This is a genomic window from Actinospineispora eucalypti, from assembly GCF_039543365.1.
Lineage (GTDB): Bacteria > Actinomycetota > Actinomycetes > Mycobacteriales > Pseudonocardiaceae > Pseudonocardia > Pseudonocardia eucalypti.
Window position 1 is genome coordinate 112,837 of sequence record NZ_BAABJP010000030.1, and the last position, 17,121, is coordinate 129,957.

Annotated in this window: 20 protein-coding genes; 16 read left to right on the forward strand and 4 right to left on the reverse strand. The window is 73.2% G+C overall.

What is annotated here, in order from left to right; translation table 11 throughout:
- Nucleotides 1-44 precede the first annotated feature (44 nt).
- From hypE to ABEB12_RS25575, 7 genes are all read left to right on the forward strand, one after another.
- Nucleotides 45-1,121, forward strand: coding sequence for a hydrogenase expression/formation protein HypE (gene hypE / locus ABEB12_RS25545; protein WP_221498346.1), 1,077 nt, complete (start codon nt 45-47; stop codon nt 1,119-1,121).
- Between the two features lie 7 nt (nt 1,122-1,128).
- A complete protein-coding gene (locus tag ABEB12_RS25550; protein WP_185062312.1) occupies nt 1,129-1,458 on the forward strand; it encodes a hydrogenase/urease maturation nickel metallochaperone HypA in 330 nt (109 codons plus the stop codon).
- Nucleotides 1,459-1,460: 2 nt separating this feature from the next.
- On the forward strand, nt 1,461-2,207 hold the full coding sequence (gene hypB, locus ABEB12_RS25555) for a hydrogenase nickel incorporation protein HypB (RefSeq protein WP_185062313.1): 747 nt from the start codon (nt 1,461-1,463) through the stop codon (nt 2,205-2,207).
- A gap of 11 nt (nt 2,208-2,218) precedes the next feature.
- Complete coding sequence (locus tag ABEB12_RS25560; RefSeq protein WP_185063148.1) at nt 2,219-3,523, forward strand: ATP-binding protein; 1,305 nt, start codon at nt 2,219-2,221, stop codon at nt 3,521-3,523.
- Nucleotides 3,524-3,789: 266 nt separating this feature from the next.
- Nucleotides 3,790-4,083: a hypothetical protein gene (locus tag ABEB12_RS25565; protein WP_185062314.1), complete on the forward strand. Its 294-nt coding sequence runs from the start codon at nt 3,790-3,792 to the stop codon at nt 4,081-4,083.
- Nucleotides 4,084-4,195: 112 nt separating this feature from the next.
- On the forward strand, nt 4,196-5,194 hold the full coding sequence (locus ABEB12_RS25570; protein ID WP_185063064.1) for a substrate-binding domain-containing protein: 999 nt from the start codon (nt 4,196-4,198) through the stop codon (nt 5,192-5,194).
- A 27-nt stretch (nt 5,195-5,221) separates the two neighbouring features.
- Nucleotides 5,222-5,593 carry an FKBP-type peptidyl-prolyl cis-trans isomerase gene (locus ABEB12_RS25575; protein WP_185062315.1) on the forward strand — a complete coding sequence of 124 codons (372 nt, stop codon included), beginning with the start codon at nt 5,222-5,224 and terminating at the stop codon, nt 5,591-5,593.
- 44 nt (nt 5,594-5,637) lie between these two features.
- On the opposite strand, the gene ABEB12_RS25580 is transcribed toward ABEB12_RS25575, so the two are convergent.
- Nucleotides 5,638-6,651, reverse strand: a complete 1,014-nt coding sequence (locus ABEB12_RS25580; protein WP_185062316.1) for a 1-aminocyclopropane-1-carboxylate deaminase — start codon at nt 6,649-6,651, stop codon at nt 5,638-5,640.
- Nucleotides 6,652-6,752: 101 nt separating this feature from the next.
- Between ABEB12_RS25580 and ABEB12_RS25585 the strand changes: the two genes are divergently transcribed.
- From ABEB12_RS25585 to ABEB12_RS25625, 9 genes are all read left to right on the forward strand, one after another.
- On the forward strand, nt 6,753-7,373 hold the full coding sequence (locus ABEB12_RS25585; protein WP_185062317.1) for a cupin domain-containing protein: 621 nt from the start codon (nt 6,753-6,755) through the stop codon (nt 7,371-7,373).
- The gene (locus ABEB12_RS25590) at nt 7,366-8,343 is read left to right on the forward strand and encodes an AIR synthase related protein (RefSeq protein ID WP_185062318.1); all 978 of its coding nucleotides are present in this window, start codon (nt 7,366-7,368) and stop codon (nt 8,341-8,343) included. Before ABEB12_RS25585 ends, ABEB12_RS25590 begins: the two co-directional genes overlap by 8 nt.
- A 16-nt stretch (nt 8,344-8,359) precedes the next feature.
- Nucleotides 8,360-9,472, forward strand: coding sequence for an MSMEG_0568 family radical SAM protein (locus ABEB12_RS25595; protein WP_185062319.1), 1,113 nt, complete (start codon nt 8,360-8,362; stop codon nt 9,470-9,472).
- Nucleotides 9,469-10,875: a YlbE family protein gene (locus tag ABEB12_RS25600; protein WP_345703139.1), complete on the forward strand. Its 1,407-nt coding sequence runs from the start codon at nt 9,469-9,471 to the stop codon at nt 10,873-10,875. Before ABEB12_RS25595 ends, ABEB12_RS25600 begins: the two co-directional genes overlap by 4 nt.
- 63 nt (nt 10,876-10,938) lie before the next feature.
- Nucleotides 10,939-11,607 carry a nitrile hydratase subunit beta gene (nthB, locus tag ABEB12_RS25605; protein WP_185062320.1) on the forward strand — a complete coding sequence of 223 codons (669 nt, stop codon included), beginning with the start codon at nt 10,939-10,941 and terminating at the stop codon, nt 11,605-11,607.
- Nucleotides 11,604-12,194, forward strand: coding sequence for a nitrile hydratase subunit alpha (nthA, locus tag ABEB12_RS25610; RefSeq protein ID WP_185062321.1), 591 nt, complete (start codon nt 11,604-11,606; stop codon nt 12,192-12,194). The genes nthB and nthA overlap by 4 nt, the downstream gene beginning before the upstream one ends.
- Nucleotides 12,191-12,535 carry a nitrile hydratase accessory protein gene (locus ABEB12_RS25615; RefSeq protein WP_185062322.1) on the forward strand — a complete coding sequence of 115 codons (345 nt, stop codon included), beginning with the start codon at nt 12,191-12,193 and terminating at the stop codon, nt 12,533-12,535. The genes nthA and ABEB12_RS25615 overlap by 4 nt, the downstream gene beginning before the upstream one ends.
- A gap of 58 nt (nt 12,536-12,593) precedes the next feature.
- On the forward strand, nt 12,594-12,920 hold the full coding sequence (locus ABEB12_RS25620) for an ArsR/SmtB family transcription factor (RefSeq protein ID WP_345703140.1): 327 nt from the start codon (nt 12,594-12,596) through the stop codon (nt 12,918-12,920).
- On the forward strand, nt 12,917-13,396 hold the full coding sequence (locus ABEB12_RS25625; protein WP_185062323.1) for an SRPBCC domain-containing protein: 480 nt from the start codon (nt 12,917-12,919) through the stop codon (nt 13,394-13,396). Before ABEB12_RS25620 ends, ABEB12_RS25625 begins: the two co-directional genes overlap by 4 nt.
- On the opposite strand, the gene ABEB12_RS25630 is transcribed toward ABEB12_RS25625, so the two are convergent.
- The 3 genes from ABEB12_RS25630 to ABEB12_RS25640 are packed head-to-tail and all read right to left on the reverse strand — an operon-like array spanning nt 13,369 to nt 17,041.
- Nucleotides 13,369-14,523, reverse strand: coding sequence for an MSMEG_0565 family glycosyltransferase (locus ABEB12_RS25630; protein WP_185062324.1), 1,155 nt, complete (start codon nt 14,521-14,523; stop codon nt 13,369-13,371). The two genes, ABEB12_RS25625 and ABEB12_RS25630, sit on opposite strands and share 28 nt — an antisense overlap.
- On the reverse strand, nt 14,520-16,073 hold the full coding sequence (locus ABEB12_RS25635) for a protein FdrA (protein ID WP_185062325.1): 1,554 nt from the start codon (nt 16,071-16,073) through the stop codon (nt 14,520-14,522). The genes ABEB12_RS25630 and ABEB12_RS25635 overlap by 4 nt, the downstream gene beginning before the upstream one ends.
- A complete protein-coding gene (locus tag ABEB12_RS25640) occupies nt 16,070-17,041 on the reverse strand; it encodes a carbamate kinase (RefSeq protein ID WP_185062326.1) in 972 nt (323 codons plus the stop codon). The genes ABEB12_RS25635 and ABEB12_RS25640 overlap by 4 nt, the downstream gene beginning before the upstream one ends.
- Between the last annotated feature and the right edge of the window lie 80 nt (nt 17,042-17,121).

The following is a 17,121-nucleotide window of genomic DNA, read 5'->3' on the forward strand; positions in this document are numbered from 1 at the left end:
ACTGGGCCGAGGAGGCGGTGCGGGCGCACTCCGGGGCGGAGCACCTGACCCGCGAGGAGCAGGTGCTGGAGCGCATCGCCCGGGCGCGGGCCCGCAAGGCCCGCATCCGGGAGGAGCGGATCACCCTCTCGCACGGCGCCGGCGGCAAAGCCACCCACACGTTGATCGAGGCGGTCTTCCTGGAGGCGTTCCGCAACCCGCTGCTGGAGCCGTTGGAGGACGGCGCCTCGGTGGCGGTCGGCGCGGAGCGGCTGGCGTTCACCACGGACTCCTTCGTGGTGTCCCCGCTGTTCTTCCCCGGCGGCGACATCGGGGACCTCGCGGTGAACGGCACCGTCAACGACCTGGCCATGTGTGGCGCCCGGCCGCTGCACCTGTCCTGCGGCTTCATCCTGGAGGAGGGCTTCCCGGTCGCCGACCTGCAGCGCATCGTGGCCTCCATGGCCGGGGCGGCGCGCGCGGCCGGGGTGCGGATCGTCACCGGCGACACCAAGGTGGTGGAGCGCGGCAAGGCGGACGGCTGCTACATCACCACGGCCGGGGTCGGGCGGCTGGACCGGCCGTTCGCGCTGTCGGCGGCCGCGGTGCGCCCGGGCGACACCGTGCTGGTGTCCGGGCCGATCGGCGACCACGGCATCACGGTGATGCTGGCCCGGGGCGAGCTGGATCTCATCGCGGACGAACTGCGCTCGGACACCGCCCCGCTGCACGAGATCACCGCCGGCCTGCTGGACGCCGCCGGTGACGGGGTGCGCATGCTGCGCGACGCCACCCGGGGCGGGGTGGCGACCATCTGCAACGAGGTGGCCACGGCGGCCGGTGTGGCGGTGGTGCTGGACGAGCGTTCCGTCCCGGTGCGGCCGGTGGTCACCGGGGCGGCCGAGCTGCTGGGCATCGACCCGCTGTACGTGGCCTGCGAGGGCCGGCTGGTCGCGGTGGTCGCGCCCGAGCGGGCGGACGCCGCGCTGGCCGCGCTGCGCGGCCACCCGCTGGGCGAGGGCGCGGCGGTGATCGGCACGGTGCGCGACGACCCGCCCGGGCTGGTGCTGCTGCGCACCGCGTTCGGCGGCACCCGGATCGTGGACCTGCTGGTCGGCGACCCGTTGCCCCGGATCTGCTGAGCGCCCGATGCACGAGCTGGCGATCACCGAGAGCATCGTGGCCGCGGTCACCGAGCGGCTGCCGGACACCCGGATCCGGGTGCTGTGGGTGGAGATCGGCCGGCTGTCCGGGGTGGTGCCGGACGCGGTCCGGTTCTGCTTCGACCTGGTCGTCGCCGGCACCCCGCTGGAGGGTGCCCGGCTGGAGATCGACGAACCGGCCGGGCGGGTGCACTGCCGGAGCTGCGCGGCGGAGTTCGACACCGACCAGGTGCTCGCGCTGTGCGCATGCGGCAGCGCGGACGTCCATCCGCTGCGCGGCACCGAGCTGTGCGTCCGTCAGGTGGAGGTGGTCTGAACATGTGCGGGACCTGCGGCTGCGGCGACGGCACCGCCGCCCGGATCATCGACTTCGACCACGGGCACGGCCACGAACACACCCATTCGCGAACCGTGTCCCTGGAGGTCGACCTCCTGGCCAAGAACGACGAGCTGGCCGCGGCCAACCGCGCCTGGCTGGCCGACCGGGGGATCTTCGCGGTCAACCTGATGAGCTCCCCCGGCGCCGGCAAGACCACGCTGCTGGAACGGACCGTGCGCGAGCTGGCCGGGCGGGTGCCCGTCGCCGTGCTGGAGGGCGACCAGGAGACCGCGCTGGACGCGGCCCGGATCCGCGCGACCGGCTGCCGGGTGGTGCAGGTGAACACCGGCGCCGGGTGCCACCTGGACGCACAGATGGTGCGCCGGGGCCTGGACACGCTGCGCCCGCCGGACGGGTCGCTGGTGTTCATCGAGAACGTCGGGAACCTGGTCTGCCCCGCGCTGTTCGACCTCGGCGAGTCGGCCCGGGTAGTGATCGCCTCGGTCACCGAGGGCGCGGACAAACCGCTGAAGTACCCGCACATGTTCCGCGCGGCCCAGCTGCTGCTGATCAACAAGGTCGACCTGCTGCCGTACGTGGACTTCGATCCCGAGGAATGCACGGCCGCCGCGCGGCGGGCCAACCCGGCCGTGGAGGTGGTGCGGACGTCCGCCACCACGGGCGACGGGCTGCATTCCTGGCTCGAGTGGCTGGACCGGCGACGATCGCGCTGTGCAACGGGGTAACAATCTCTCAGGTGCGCACACGTATCGTCGGGTTGTCCACCCTGGCCGCGGTCTTGGCGATCGCGTTGTTCGGCGTGCCCCTGGCGGCGATCGTGGTGAAGTACTCGATCGACGACGAGCACGGCGAGCTGGAGCGGGTGGCCGAGATCGCGGCGGTCGCCGCCGCTGTCCGGCTGGACCACGGCCTGCCACCCCACCTGATCACCGGCGAGGAGTCGGGGACCAGGTTGGCGGTCTACGACGCCGCCGGGCGGCGCCTGGTCGGCGACGGCCCGCCGGAAGGCGACCCATCGGTCGCCGGCGCGGCCCTGGGTGGCCGGATCCGGTCCTTCGACGCGGGCGGTGAGCTGGTCGTGGCGGTGCCGATCCGCACCGAGTCCGCGACGCTCGGCGTGGTGCGCGCCAGCACGCCCAGCCGCGAGGTGTACGGGCGGATCGCCGTGGCTTGGATGGTGATGCTGGGTCTCGCCGTGGTGGACGTGCTCGCCGTGTGGCTGATCGCCCGCCGGCTGGCCGCCCGGCTGAACCGGCCCCTGGAGGACCTGGCGGTGACCGCGCACGAACTGGGCGCCGGGGACTTCAACGTGCGGTTCCGGGACACCGGCATCGGCGAGATCGACTCGGTGGCCACCGCGCTGAACGGGACCGCCGCCCAGCTCAGCGACCTGGTCGCCCGGGAGCGGGCGTTCTCCGCCGACGCCTCGCACCAGCTGCGCACCCCGCTGACCGTGCTCCAGCTGGGCCTCGAGGTCGCGCTGGAGGACCCCGAGCAGGACCCGAAGGAGGCGATCGGCGCCGCGATCGCCAGCGCCGAGCGGCTGCGCAAGACGGTGGAGGACCTGCTGTCCCTGGCCCGCGACTCCACCCAGCCCAGGCAGCCGCTCGCCATCAAGGACCTGCTCGAGGAGATTTCCGGCACCTGGCGTCCCCAGCTCAACACCCAGGGCCGCGAGCTGGACATCCGGCACGCCGCCGGGCTGCCGGGTTCCGGCGCCTCAGAGGCGGCCGTGCGGCAGATCCTGGCCGTGCTGGTGGACAACGCGGTGACCCACGGCGCGGGCCGCGTCACCGTCACGCTGCGCAACGTGGCCGGGGTTCTGGGCATCGACGTCGCCGACCAGGGACCCGGCATCACCCAGCCCTCCGAGCGGCTCTTCACCCGCCGTCAGCCGGACGCCGCCGGCAACGGCATCGGCCTAGCCCTGGCCCGCAGACTCGCCGAGGCGGAAGGCGGCCGCCTACGCCTGGCCAAACCCGCCCCACCCACCTTCACCGTCCTCCTCCCCCCACTCCGCCGCGGCCCCGGCACCCCCTAAACCCGCGAGTCGGGGATTCGTGCCCGGTGAGTCGGGGATCCGGGTACGGTGAGTCGCGGATTCAGGCACGCTCGCTCTATCCGACGGACTCCTACCAGCGTGGCGCCGGCGGGTCAGGCGGAGATCAACTCGGCGAGGTTGTCCGCGACGCCCGAGTCGTGCGGGAACGTCCCCAGCGGTGGTCGCCGCTAGCCGCGCTGCGCGCACATTTCCTGGCGGGACTGGACCGGCGAGATCCGGTGACCGGTCTCTGCGACGATCGGAGGGTGCTCGGCCTCTACCGGCTGATCAATGACAATCCAGTGCTGGTCAACGGATTGCTGGCACTGCGCGGGCGCGATACCGCCCTGTTGGCCGACGCACTACGGAACACGACGGACGCCGGTGCTCTCCACTCACGCCTGGCCGCGGCACAGCTCGCGGCCACCCAGCACCTGTTGGCCGACGACAACGCGAACCACCTCGGTCAGGGCCGGTCCGCCGACCAACACCACCCCAACGCCGTCGCCGATGCGGAGGCGGCCTTCACGTTGCTGCGCAACGGTTTACGCAAGCTCTGACCCCGGCCGGCCGCGGGGAGCGTGTTCCGCGGAGCGCGAAGCGACACACCGGGCGCCAACGCCGGACGTGGCGTGTCGCTAGGCTCCGCGGGTGGCTCCCAGTCCACCGAGCATGAAGGACGTGGCCGCCCGCGCGGGCGTCTCGCTCGGCACCGTGTCCAACGTGATCAACCGGCCGGAGCGGGTGAGCGAGCAGACCCGCACGCGGGTGCTCGCGGCCATCGCCGCGCTCGGGTTCGTGCGCAACGAGTCGGCCCGGCAGCTGCGCGGCGGCGGCAGCCGCACGCTGGCCTACGTGGTGCTGGACGCGTCCAACCCGTTCTTCACCGATGTGGCGCGCGGGGTGCAGGAGGCGGCCGACGCGGCCGGCCTGGCGGTGTACCTGTGCGACAGCCGGCAGGACACGGCCCGCCAGGATGCCTACCTGGACCTGCTGGAGCAGCAGCGGGTGGAAGGCGTGCTGGTCACCCCGGTGGGCACCGACGAGGAGCGCATCCGGCAGCTGGCCGGCCGCGGCACCCCGGTGGTCCTGGTGGACCGCAGCTCGGGGCCCGGCGCCTGCTCGGTCGCGGTGGACGACGTGCTCGGCGGCGACCTGGCGGTGACCCACCTGCTGGAGCTCGGCCACCGGAGGATCATCTTCGTCGGCGGCCCCGACACGCTGAGCCAGGTACGGGACCGGGTGACCGGCGCCCGCCGGGCGCTGGGCCGGGCCGGCCGGGACCCCGGCGACCTGGTCGTACTGCACACCCAGGCGCTGGACTTCGCGGCCGGCCGCGAAGCCGCCGAACGGCTGGCCGCGATACCCGCCCGCGACCGCCCCACCGCGGCGTTCTGCGTCAACGACCTGGTGGCGCTCGGCCTGCTGCAGCAGACCGTGCGGATGGGTTACCGCGTGCCGGAGGACCTGGCCATCGTCGGCTACGACGACATCGAGTTCGCCGAGGCCGCCTCGGTGCCGCTGACCTCGGTCAGCCAGCCCCGGCACCTGCTCGGCCGGACCGCCGCCGAGCTGTTGCTGGACGAGGCCGGCGGGCTCTCCCACGAGCACCGGCAGGTGGTCTTCGAGCCCGAGCTGGTGGTGCGCGCCTCCACCCAGCGCGGGCGCTGATCCCGGGCGCCGGTAGCGTGGCCCGGCATGAGCAGTGAGAAGCCCGAGGTCGACTTCCCCGGCGGCCAGCCGCCCGCCGACCTGCAGATCACCGACATCCGCGAGGGCGACGGCGCGGAGGCCAAGGCCGGCGACACCGTCTCGGTGCACTACGTCGGCGTCGCCTGGTCCAACGGCGAGGAGTTCGACTCCAGCTGGAACCGGGGCACCCCGCTGAGCTTCCAGCTCGGCATCGGCCAGGTCATCCCCGGCTGGGACAAGGGCGTCCAGGGCATGAAGGTCGGCGGCCGCCGGCAACTGGTCATCCCCGCCCACCTGGCCTACGGAGACCAGGGCGCCGGCGGTGTGATCGCTCCCGGCGAGACGCTGGTCTTCGTCTGCGACCTGGTCGACGTCTAGCGCCCGAGAACTCGCGCGTTCCCGCCGCCGGGCAGCGGCTCGGGTCATTCCCCGCCGAACAGCGAGTGGTAGGCGTTCAGCGCCGGCTGGCCGCCGAGATGGGCGTAGAGCACCGTGCTGCCCTTGCCGATCTCCCCACCGCGCACCAGGTCGACCAGGCCAGCCATCGACTTGCCCTCGTACACCGGGTCCAGGATGACCCCCTCGAGCGAGCCGCACAGCCGGATGGCGTCCAGCGTGGACTCGACCGGGATGCCGTACCGGTCGCCGGCCCAGCCGGGCAGCACGACGATCTCCTCGTCGCGCAGCTCGCGGCCCAGCCCGATCAGCTCGGCGGTGTTCTGGGCGATCTTCGCCACCTGCGCGGTGGTCTCCTCGAGCTTCGCCGAGCCGTCGATGCCGATCACCCGGCGCGGCCGGTCCTGCCCGGCGAACCCGGCGATCATGCCGGCCTGCGTCGAACCGGTCACGCTGCACACCACCACGGTGTCGAAAAAGACGCCCAGCCGTTCCTCCTGCTCCGCCACCTCGCGCGCCCAGTTGGCGAAGCCCAGGCCGCCCAGCCGGTGGTCGGAGGCACCGGCCGGGATCGGGTAGGGCTTGCCGCCGCCAGCCCGCACCTCGTCCAGCGCCCGCTGCCAACTGTCCTTCACCCCGATGCCGAAACCGGCGTCCACCAGGCGCACGTCGGCGCCCATGACCCGGGACAGCAGGATGTTGCCCACCTTGTCGTTCACCGGGTCCGGCCAGTCCACCCAGCTTTCCTGGACCAGCACCGCGCGCAGCCCGAGCCGGGCCGCGACGGCCGCGACCTGCCGGGTGTGGTTGGACTGCACACCGCCGATGGAGACCAGCGTGTCCGCGCCCTGGGCCAACGCGTCCGGCACCAGGTACTCGAGCTTGCGGGTCTTGTTGCCGCCATAGGCCAGGCCGCTGTTGCAGTCCTCCCGCTTGGCCCAGATCCTCGGCCCGCCCAGGTGCGCGGTCAGCCGCTCCAGCGGGTGCACCGGGCTGGGGCCGAAGAGCAGCGGGTGGCGGGGAAAGTCGTCGAGGGTCACACGGCGATCCAACCAGCGCGTGCACCGTTTATGATGGGTGACGACGTCTATGATCCGACACGTCTACGGACCGACCTGGATGCCGACCGGAGGAGTCACCGATGAGCCTGCCGGGGACGCACGCCGAGCAGCCCACACCGACCCAGTCATGGGAACCCATCGTCGGGGCGATCGGCCCCAAGGTGCGGGACCTGCGGCAGCGGCTCGGCCTCTCCCTGCAGCAGCTGTCGGCGCGCGCCGATGTCTCGGCGGCGGCGATCCACAAGGTGGAACGCGGCGACATGGTTCCCACCATCACCACTCTGCTCAAGCTGGCCGCCGCGCTCGGCCAGCCGATCAGCCACTTCGTCGCCGACTCCACCCCGGCCATCCCGGTGGCCGTGCACGTGCGCGCCGGCGAACGACCGCCGGCCCCGGCCAGCTGGGCGACCGGCGCCGAGGGGGTGGCCGCCACCGGGCTGGCGGTGCCCAACGACCGGCTGCACGGCGACGCGGTGCACGCGGTGATCGAGCCCGGCGGGTCCAGCGGGCCGGCCCGGTCGCTCGGCCGGGGCGAGGCCATGCTGCTCCTGTTGGACGGCACGCTGGCCGTCGACGTGGCCGGCGAACACTACGAGCTGGCCGCCGGCGACACCCTGCACTACCCCACCGATCGGACGCACAGCTGGCACAACCCCGGTCGGCAGCCCGCCCGCGCGGTGTGGTGGCTGCTCCGTGGCTGAGCTGGTCACCGACGCGCTGGCCGACCTGGTTGACTCCGCGCTGGCCAATCCCGGGCTGCACGCCAAGGCGGAGATCGCGCTGGTCGGCGAGGTGCTCGGCGGTACCGACTGGGTGGGCGGCCCGGGCGACGACGGCGCGGTGCTCGACCAGGGGGTCGTGGCCTGTGGAGAGGCGCTGTTCCCGCCGTTCGTACGCGCCGACCCGCACGGCGCGGGCTTCGCGGCGGTGCTCACCAACGTGAACGACCTGGCCGCGATGGGCGCCGAGCCGCTCGGCATCGTGGACACCGTGGTCGGCACCGAGGCGCTGGCCCGGGAGGCGCTGGCCGGCATGCGGGAAGCCGCCGAGCTGTACGACGTGCCGATCATCGGCGGCCACCTGACCATCCACGACGGCGAGCCCGCGATCTCCGCGTTCGGCGTCGGCCGCACCCCGGCCGCGCTGTCGGTGACCAACGCCCGCGCCGGGCAGTCCCTGGTGGTGGCGGCCGCACTGGACGGCGAGATGCGGCCCGACTTCCCGTTCTTCCCGGCGTTCCGGGAGCGGGGCAGCCGGTGCGCGGGGGACGTGCGACTGCTCCCGGCGCTGGCCCGGGACGGCATCGTGGTGGCGGCCAAGGACATCAGCATGGCCGGCCTGGTCGGCTCGCTGGCCATGTTGCTCGAACCGGGCAGGTTGGGCGTCACCGTCGACGTGGCGCGGGTGCCCGCGCCCGATGGCGTCCCGCTGACCCGCTGGTTCAACTGCTTCCCCAGCTACGGCTTCCTGCTCTGCGTGCCGCCCGGCCGGGAGGCGGACTGCCGGGCCGCGTTCGCCGGGCGCGGGCTGGCCGCCGAGGTGGTCGGCACCCTGGACGCCTCCGGCGAGCTGGCCCTGGAGCTGACGGGCGAACGAGCGGTGGCACTGCGACTGGACGAGTACCGCGTCACCGGCCTTGGCCAACCAACCGTATCGGATAGTGACTTTTAACTACTATAATGAATGAATGACTGATGTCCTGGCCCCGTCCCGGGTGGCTTCGCTGATCATGGACCTGCAGGCCGTCGGGCTGAGGCTGGAGACCTCGCTGGCGAACTCCCGCAAGGGCGGGGCCGGACCCTCCGACTCCGGCATGCTGTGGATCGAGGGCGTGCCGGTCACCGTGCCGCCGAGCAGCGACTCCCCCTACTCGCTGCGCGCCGAGGACGACGGCCAGGGCATCTACCGGGATGACGAGAAGGTCGCCTCGGTGACCCGCACCGCCCGCCCCCGGTTCTACGACCTGGAGACCGCCGAGGGCATCCCCTACCACCAGATCGCCCTGCTGCACCTGGACTCGCTGGCCTCCACGGTCGTGCAGACCTGCAACTACTGGGGCACCTCGGACCAGTGCGGGTTCTGCGGCATCGGCCTGTCGCTGTCCGCCGGCCGGACCATCGCCAAGAAGACCCCGGAGATGCTGGCCGAGGTGGCCGTGGCGGCGCGCGACCTGGACGGAGCGGTGGACGCCACCCTCACCACCGGTTCCTCGGTGGCGCCGGACCGCGGCGCGCTGTACGTGTCCCGGTGCGCGCGGGCGGTGAAGGAGGCGGCCGGGCTGCCGGTGGAGGTGCAGTTCGAACCGCCCCGCGACCTGGCCGTGCTGGACCAGGTGCACGACATGGGCGTGGACGCGGTGGGCGTCCACGTCGAGTCCTTCGACCCCCAGGTGCTGGCCCGGGTCGCCCCCGGCAAGGCGCGCACCGGTATCGAGCGGTACTTCCAGACCTGGGAACGGGCGGTCCGGCTGTTCGGCGAGGGCCGGGTGTCCACGTACGTCATCCTGGGCATGGGCGAGGACCCGGATCTCACGGTGGAGATGTGCAAACGCGCGGTGGACATCGGCGTGTACCCGTTCGTGGTGCCGCTGCGCCCGGTCGCCGGCTCGCTGATGGAGCGGGTGCCCGCGCCGGCCCGGGAGTACACCGAACCGATCTACCGCAAGGTCGCCGGCTTCCTCGCGGAACGCGGGCTGTCCGCCGAGACCGCCGTCGCCGGGTGCGCCCGCTGCCAGGCCTGCTCGTCGCTGAACCTGGTGCAACGCGCCCAGCCGCTGTTGCAGATCGGTCGCCGGCCGTGACGGCGATCTCCCTCCCGGAGCGGGTGGAAGTCGTCAACATCGGGTTGCCCATGTTCGCCGACGCGGTGCGCGCACAGGGCCGCCCGGTGGAGCAGGTGGGTTGGCGTATCCCGGCCGGCGGCGACGCCGAGGCGTTGCGCGCCCTGGAGCGGCTCTACGGTCCGCACGCGGCGGGGATCGACGCGGCCAACGCCGAGGTGGTGCGCCGGCTGAACGAAGGGGTGCCCCGGTTGGTCGGGGTGTCCACGGTGGGCGCGGCGGTGCCCGGGGTGTCCGGCCGGCTGGTGCTGCACTGCGGTCCGCCGCTGCCCTACGCGTCGCACTGCGATCCGTTGCGCCGGTCCATCCGGGCGGCCGTGGTTGCCGAAGGGTGGGCGGCCGACGTGGCCGAGGCGGACCGGCTGCTGGAAGAGGGCGCGGTCCGGCTGGACGCGGCCAACCACCACGACACCGTGGTGCCGATGGCCAGCGCGCTGGGTCCGTCGGCGCCAGTGCTGGTGGTGGAGCACGCGGAGGGCGGCGAGCGGGCGTTCTCCGGGTTGAACCAGGGGCCCGGGGACACCGCCTGGTTCGGCCGCGACACCGACGGCGCCGTCGCCCGGCTGCGGTTCCTGGCCGAGGTGGCCGGGCCGGCGGTCGGCCGGATCCTGGAGCAGGCCGGGCCGCTGGACGTCCTGGCCATCGCCGCCCAGGGCGTGACCATGGGCGACGACCTGCACATGCGCACCCAGGCGGCGACCAACCTGCTCACCCGGACCTGGCTGCCGTTCATCGCCGGGCTGCCCTCGGCGGTTCGCGGCCCGTTCGCGGAGTACCTGGCCGGCAACCACCTGTTCTACCTGAACGTGGCGATGGCGGCGGCCAAGTCGTTGCAGCTGTGGGCCGAGCGGGTCTCCGGCGCCAGCATCGTGACCACCATGTCCCGCAACGGCAGCACCTTCGGCATCAAACTGGCCGGCTCGCCGGCCTGGCACATCGCCGAGGCGCCGCCGGTCGGCGACGCCCTCTACTACTCGGGCCACGGGCCCGAGACCAGCGCGCGGGACATCGGGGACAGCGCCGTGCTGGAGCTGACCGGGCTGGGAGGGCCGGCGGCGGGCGGGTCGGCCGCGGTGGCCGCCTTCCTCGGCGGGACGATGGCCGACGCGGCCGCCGCCACCGAGGGCTTCCAGGCGATCTGCGCGGGCACCAGCACCCGGTTCACCCTGCCGCCGATGGACTTCCGGGGAACCCCGCTCGGCGTGGACGTGCGCAAGGTGGTGGAATCCGGCATCACGCCCAAGGTGACCACCGGAATCCTGCACGCCTCGTCCGGCGCGGGACAGGTGGGCGCCGGGGTGGCCACCGCGCCGGTCGCCCCGTTCCGGGACGCACTGCTCGATTTCGCCTCCGGTCTGGCGTAGATCGCTCCATCTACTATGCTAAACGTCCGTCATTCATCGTAGGCGGCCCTCGTAGGAGGCACTGTGGACGGCATCGCGGACATGGGTGGCACCGCCGGCTGGGGCAAGGCGTCCCCACCCCGACCGGACGAACCCGTGTTCGCCGAGCGCTGGCAGAGCCGGGCGTTCGCGCTGACGCTGCTCTCCATGGGTCGGATCTCCGGGCAGAACCTCGACGCGTTCCGGCACGCCCTGGAGCGGCTCGACCGGTCCCGGTACCTGGACGACGGGTACTACGGGCGCTGGCTCAACGCCACCGAGCTGATGCTCACCGACAGCGCCATCCTGGCCCTCGGGGCGATCGACGCGCGGGCACGCAACCTGGCCGGAGAGAGCGTGCCGGAACCGCCCGTCCCGGAACCGAACAAGCCCGACTACGCGCCCACCGGCCCCGGTTCGCTGCGCGCCGTGGACGAGGCGCCCGCCTTCCGGGTGGGCCAGCGGGTGCGCGCGGGCGACCAGCCGTCCCCCGGCCACACCCGGCTGCCCGCCTACGTGCGCGGGCACACCGGGGTGGTGCGGCAGCTGCAACCCGCGTCGCTGCTGCCGGACACCCACGCCCACTTCCAGGGCGAGAACCCGCAACACGTCTACACCGTCGGATTCGACTCCCGCGAGCTGTGGGGCACCGACGCGGAACCGTTCACGCTGACCATCGAGCTGTTCGAGAGCTACCTGGAGCCGGTCGCATGAGTCCCTCGTCCGAACACCCCTCCGCCGCGCTGCGCACCGAGGCGCTCGAGCAGCTGCTCACCGAGCGCGGCCTGGTGGACCCCGCCGTGATGGACAAGTTCATCGCCACCTACGAGACCCAGGTCGGCCCGCTGAACGGCGCCAAGGTGATCGCGCGCGCCTGGACCGACCCGGAGTACCGGCAGCGCCTGCTCGCCGACGGCACCGCCGCGATCAAGGAGCTGGGGTTCGCCGGCCCGCAGGGCGAGCACATCGTGGTCGTGGAGAACACCGACGACGAGCACAACGTGGTGGTCTGCACGCTGTGCTCGTGCTACCCGTGGCCGGTGCTCGGGCTGCCGCCGTCCTGGTACAAGGACCCGGCGTACCGGGCCAGGGTGGTCCGGGAACCCCGGAAGGTACTCGCCGAGATGGGCCTCGAACTGCCGCCCGACGTGCGGATCACCGTGCGCGACTCCAGCAGCGAGGTCCGCTGGCTGGTGCTCCCCCAGCGCCCGGCCGGAACCGAGGGACTGTCCGAGGAGGAGCTGGTCGCCCTGGTCACCCGGGACGCCATGGTCGGCGTGGCGAAGGTGTCCGCACCGTGACCGCGCCCCTGGCCGTCGAGGGGCCGGCCGCACCACCCCGTTCCAACGGCGAGCTGGTCTTCGCCGCGCCCTGGGAGAGCCGGGCGTTCGGCATGGCCGTCACGCTGTACGACTCGGGCGCCTTCCAATGGCCGGAGTTCCAGGCCGCGCTGATCGCCCGGATAGGCGCGTGGGAGGCGGCCGGCCCGGCCCGCGAACCCTGGAGCTACTACCACCACTGGCTGGCCGCCCTGGAAGACGTCCTGACCGCCACCGGCACCCTGACCCCCGACGAGCTGGACACCCGCGCGGAAACCCTCACCCACCGCCCCGCCGGCCACGACCACGGCCACCCGCACTAGTCGGGAGTTCGCGCCGAGCACTTGACGCCGCCCTTCCATTAGTGGACGCTAACCGTTAGTGGATACTGACCGAGTTGGTGACGGGTGGGGCGCGCTGGCGGACGGCACGCGGCGAGCCATCGTGAGCCGGCTTGCCGAGCGGCCGATGGCGGTGGGGCAGCTCGCCGACGAGTTACCGGTCACCCGGTCCGCGGTGTCCCAACATCTGAAGGTCCTCAAGGACGCCGGTCTGGTCAGTGAGCGCGCGGTCGGCACGCGACGGATCTACCGGCTCAATCCGACGGCGGTGGCCGCGTTGCGCGATCAGCTCGACACCTTCTGGCAGAGGGCATTGTCCAGCTACGTGGACGTCACCGAACAACAAGCCACAGAGGAGGGTTCATGACGCGGACAGAGGCCGTGGTGGTCAGCAGGCGGGTCGTGGTGAACGTGGGGATCAAGGAGGCGTTCACGGCGTTCACCGAACGGTTCGGCGAGTTCAAGCCGCCCGAGCACAACCTGCTCGGAGCGCCGATCACCGAGACGATGTTCGAGCCGCACGTGGGCGGGCACATCTACGACCGCGCGGCCGACGGGAGCGAGTGCCGCTGGGCCCGGATCCTGGCCTTCGAGCCGCCGGACCGGGTGGTGTTCAGCTGGGACATCAGCCCGAGCTGGCAGATCGAGACCGATCCCGAGCTGACCAGCGAGGTCGAGGTCCGGTTCCTGGCCGAGGCGCCGGACCGCACCCGCGTGGAGCTGGAACACCGCCACCTGGACCGGCACGGACCCGGCTGGGAGTCGGTCCGCGGCGGCGTCGAGGGAGATCAGGGCTGGCCGCTGTACCTGGCCCGCTACGCCGCCCTGTTCGAGTCCAGGTAGATCTCCTGGTGGCGGAGGGCGCTGGCGGACCAGCTGTGGCGGGGGACGACGCGGAAGGCGGCGTTGCGTAGGCGGGTGCGCAGGGCCGGGTCGCGGGCCATGGTGCGCATGGCGTCGGCCAGGGCCGCGTCGTCGGCCACCGGCGGGAGGAGCGCGTCGACGCCGTCGGTGAGGTACTCACGGAACACCGGGAGATCGCTGGCGATCACCGGCAGCCCGGCGCTCATCGCCTCCAGCACGACCAGCCCCCAGCCCTCCTTCACCGAGGGGAACGCCAGCGCGTCGGCGGCGTGGTACCAGCCGCCCAGCTCCGCCTCGCTCACCGTGCCGAGCAGCACCACGTCCTCCCCCAGCCGCAGGCCCAGCTCCGGCAGCAGCGCCAGGCTGGCCTCCCGGTACGCGGTGTAGTCCTGGAACGAGTGGCCGCCGATCACGGCGAGCACCGCATCCACACCCTGCCCGCGCAACCGGGCCAAGGCCCGGAAGGCGTGCACGCTGCCCTTGCGCGGTTCCACGCCGCCCACCGAGAGGAACACGAACCGGTCCGGACCGGCGCCCACGCGAGCGCGCAACCGGGCCAGCTCGTCGGCGGCCGGGGCGGGGAACCGGTCCGGGTCCACCCCGTTCGGCACCACCTCGGCCTCCCGGCCGTACTCCTCGCGCAGGATGCGCCGCCACTGTTCGCTGACCACCAGCACGCGGTCCGGTTCCACGATCGCCTTGCGCTGGCAGTCCACCAGCGCGGGCGTGGTGAAGTCGTCCACGTGGTGCACGGTGCGCAGCACGGACACCGGGGCACCGGCGTCCCGCACCCGGGCCGCCGCGCGGGCGGCGATGCAGTCCTGGGCGTGCAGGATGTCGAACCCGGTGAGCCCGGTCAGCCCGTCGGCCAGCGTGTCGATCGAGGCGAAGACCCGGTCGGTGAGCGTGGTGCCCTCCTTGGTGGGACCGGGTAGCACGGTGTGCGGGACGTCAGTGGCCCGGAAGAGCCCCACGAACGGGTCACCCAGGGCGACCAGGTGCACCCCGAAGCCCTGCCGGTGCAGCGCCTCGGCCAGGCTCAGCGTGTGCACCAACCCGCCACGGGGCTTGGTGGAGTGGCTGATAAGCGCCACACCCGCGGTCACAGCGGACGCCCGGCCAGTTCGGGACGCCGGGTGGCCAGTGCGGCGGCGGCCAGCGACGCCCGGGCGGCGGTCTCGGTGACCAGGCAGCCGGCCGCCTCGAACCGCCGGCGCTGCTCCGCGTAGCCCTGCGGGTCCAGGTCGGTGCCGAGCACGTAGCTGATGATCTTCGGTCCACCGCCGGCGGTGATCTCCGCGCAGACCGGGGCGAGCGCGGCGGCCGGGTCGGCGTGCGCGCCGTGGCCGAGCACCACGTCCAGCACGATGGCCGCCACCGCCGGGTCGGCACCCTGCTCGCGGAGCAACGCGATGCGGGCCTCCGGGTCGATCATCGGGTGCGGCCGGCCCTTGGTGTACTCCTCCTCGCCGAGGTCCAGGCAGCTGTGCGCGCCGGCCGGCACGGGCAGGCCGAGCGAGGGGTCCAGCGGGGTGTTGGAGTGCACCGGCCCGAGGGCCGCGTCCAACTCGGTCAGGATGACCAGCGACTCGTAGCAGAGCGTGCCGCCGGAGAACAGCCCGCGCACCAGGGTCCGGCCTTCGCCCAACGACCCGGCCATCGCCGCGACCCGCGAGACCAGGTCCTCGGCCACATCCGGCACCGCCTTGCCGGCGGCCCGCACGGCGGCGGCGGCCCCCGCCTCGAGGGTCCGGGTGACCACGACCCCGTCCGGGGCATGTGCGTCCCCGGTGAGGCCGATCAGCGCGGCGACCAGCGGTTTGCCCCCGGCGGCGGCCAGTACCCGCTGGGCCACGGCGGGCGAGGGCGGCTTGGACACCAGCAGGATGACGTCGGTCTCCGGGTCGTCCGCGAGGCCCCTCACCGCGGCCAGGGCCATCCGCCCGCCGACAGCCTCGGTCAGGTCCCGGCCGCCCAGACCGATCACGTGCGAGACCCCGACGCCCCACCGGTCGGCCAGGCCGGCCACCTCCTGCGCCCCGGTGCCGGCGGCGGCCACCACGGCGATCCGGCCCGGCCGCACCACGTTGGCGAAGCCGAGGCAGGTGCGCCCGAGCATCGCGGTGCCGGCTCCGGGACCCATCACCAGCCGTCCCAGCCGGTTGGCCCGCTCCTTCAGCTCCACCTCGGCCCGGACCGACACGTTGTCGCTGAACAGCAGCACGTCCAGCCCGGCGGTGAGTGCCTTGTGCGCCTCCAGGGCGGCGTAGTCGCCGGGCACCGAGATCACCGCCACGTTGGCGTCCGGCAGCCGGCGCAGCGCCTCCGCGAGATCCCGCGCCGGCCGGTCGGCACCGGAGCGGCCCTCGGACGAGCGCGGCGTGAACATCGCCGCCTCGGCGGCGGCCATCGCGTCGGCGAGCGCCCGGTCCGAGTCCCCGCGCGCGGCCAGGAAGAGGTCGTTCGCCCCGGCCGAGACCAGCTCCCCCGGCTCGAAGCCCTCGGTCTCCAGGGTGGTGAGGTTGGCCGGCACCGCCATCGCGGCCGCTGCCCAGTCCACGCCCGGCACCTGCCGCATCGCCCGCGTGCCGGACAGCTGGATCACCGAGTCCACGTAGGTGTCCGGGTACACGGCCACCCGGTACACCGGGCTCATCCGGCGGCCCCCAGACGCTGCCGGGTGGCCACGATCCGCGTTCCGGAACCGGACGCGCCCGGCTCCAGGGATGCGGCCGCGCGGTCCGCGTTGGTGATCACCGCCGTGCGGCCGCCCGCGCGCAGGAAGGCGATCGACGCCCCGATCTTCGGTCCCATGCTGCCCTCCGGGAACTGGCCCTCGTCGGCGTAGGTCTGGGCTTCGTCGGCGGTCATCTCCTCCACCGGACGCGCGCGCGGTGTGCCGTAGTCGAGCAGCACCTGGGGGATGTCGGTGACCAGCACCAGCGCCTCCGCCCCCAGCTCGGTGGCCAGCCGCTGCGCCGCCAGGTCCTTGTCGATCACCGCCTCCACGCCCCGGTAGCCGCCGGCGCTCTCCTCCACCACCGGCACGCCACCGCCGCCGGCGGCAATCACGATCACGCCGCGCTCCACCAGCGCGCGCAGCGCCGAGAGCTCCAGGATGCGCAGCGGCCGGGGCGAGGCGACCAGCCTCCGGAAGCCCCGCCCGGCGTCCTCGCCGACCACCCAGCCGCGCACGGCGGCCTGCCGGCGGGCCTCGGCCTCCGGCAGGAACGGCCCGATCGGCTTGGTCGGCCGGCCGAAGGCCGGGTCGGCGGCGTCCACCAGCACGTGGGTGACCACCGAGACGACCTCGGGCAGCCACTGGCCGCCGGCCTTGCGCAGCGCCAGCTCCACCAGGCTGCCCAGCTGTCCCTCGGTCATCGCGCCCAGCACGAAAAGCGGTTGTTCGGGCACCCGGTTGGCGCCCTCCTCCTGCTGTACCGCCAGGTTGCCCACCTGCGGGCCGTTGCCGTGCACCACCACGACGGTCCAACCGGCGGCGCGCAGCTGGCACACCACCTCGACCATGGCGGCGGCGTTGGCCGCCTGCTCGGCGTAGGTGCCAACCTGACCACCGCGGGTAATGGCATTGCCACCAAGCGCGACGACCGCGACCCTGCCCATACGGCGACGACCTCCGCACTCATACACCATCATAGATTTGCCAGTCACTATAGTAGATGTTCGGCGGTGCGCCAGTTGAC

Excerpts from the sequence above, each read along its gene's own strand:
- ABEB12_RS25550 (WP_185062312.1), top strand. The coding sequence starts at position 1,129 with ATGCACGAGCTGGCGATCACCGAGAGCATCGTGGCCGCGGTCACCGAG.
- hypB (WP_185062313.1), top strand. The coding sequence starts at position 1,461 with ATGTGCGGGACCTGCGGCTGCGGCGACGGCACCGCCGCCCGGATCATC.
- ABEB12_RS25570 (WP_185063064.1), top strand. The coding sequence starts at position 4,196 with ATGAAGGACGTGGCCGCCCGCGCGGGCGTCTCGCTCGGCACCGTGTCC.
- ABEB12_RS25575 (WP_185062315.1), top strand. The coding sequence starts at position 5,222 with ATGAGCAGTGAGAAGCCCGAGGTCGACTTCCCCGGCGGCCAGCCGCCC.
- ABEB12_RS25585 (WP_185062317.1), top strand. The coding sequence starts at position 6,753 with ATGAGCCTGCCGGGGACGCACGCCGAGCAGCCCACACCGACCCAGTCA.
- ABEB12_RS25595 (WP_185062319.1), top strand. The coding sequence starts at position 8,360 with ATGACTGATGTCCTGGCCCCGTCCCGGGTGGCTTCGCTGATCATGGAC.
- nthA (WP_185062321.1), top strand. The coding sequence starts at position 11,604 with ATGAGTCCCTCGTCCGAACACCCCTCCGCCGCGCTGCGCACCGAGGCG.
- ABEB12_RS25625 (WP_185062323.1), top strand. The coding sequence starts at position 12,917 with ATGACGCGGACAGAGGCCGTGGTGGTCAGCAGGCGGGTCGTGGTGAAC.
- ABEB12_RS25635 (WP_185062325.1), bottom strand. The coding sequence starts at position 16,073 with ATGAGCCCGGTGTACCGGGTGGCCGTGTACCCGGACACCTACGTGGAC.
- ABEB12_RS25640 (WP_185062326.1), bottom strand. The coding sequence starts at position 17,041 with ATGGGCAGGGTCGCGGTCGTCGCGCTTGGTGGCAATGCCATTACCCGC.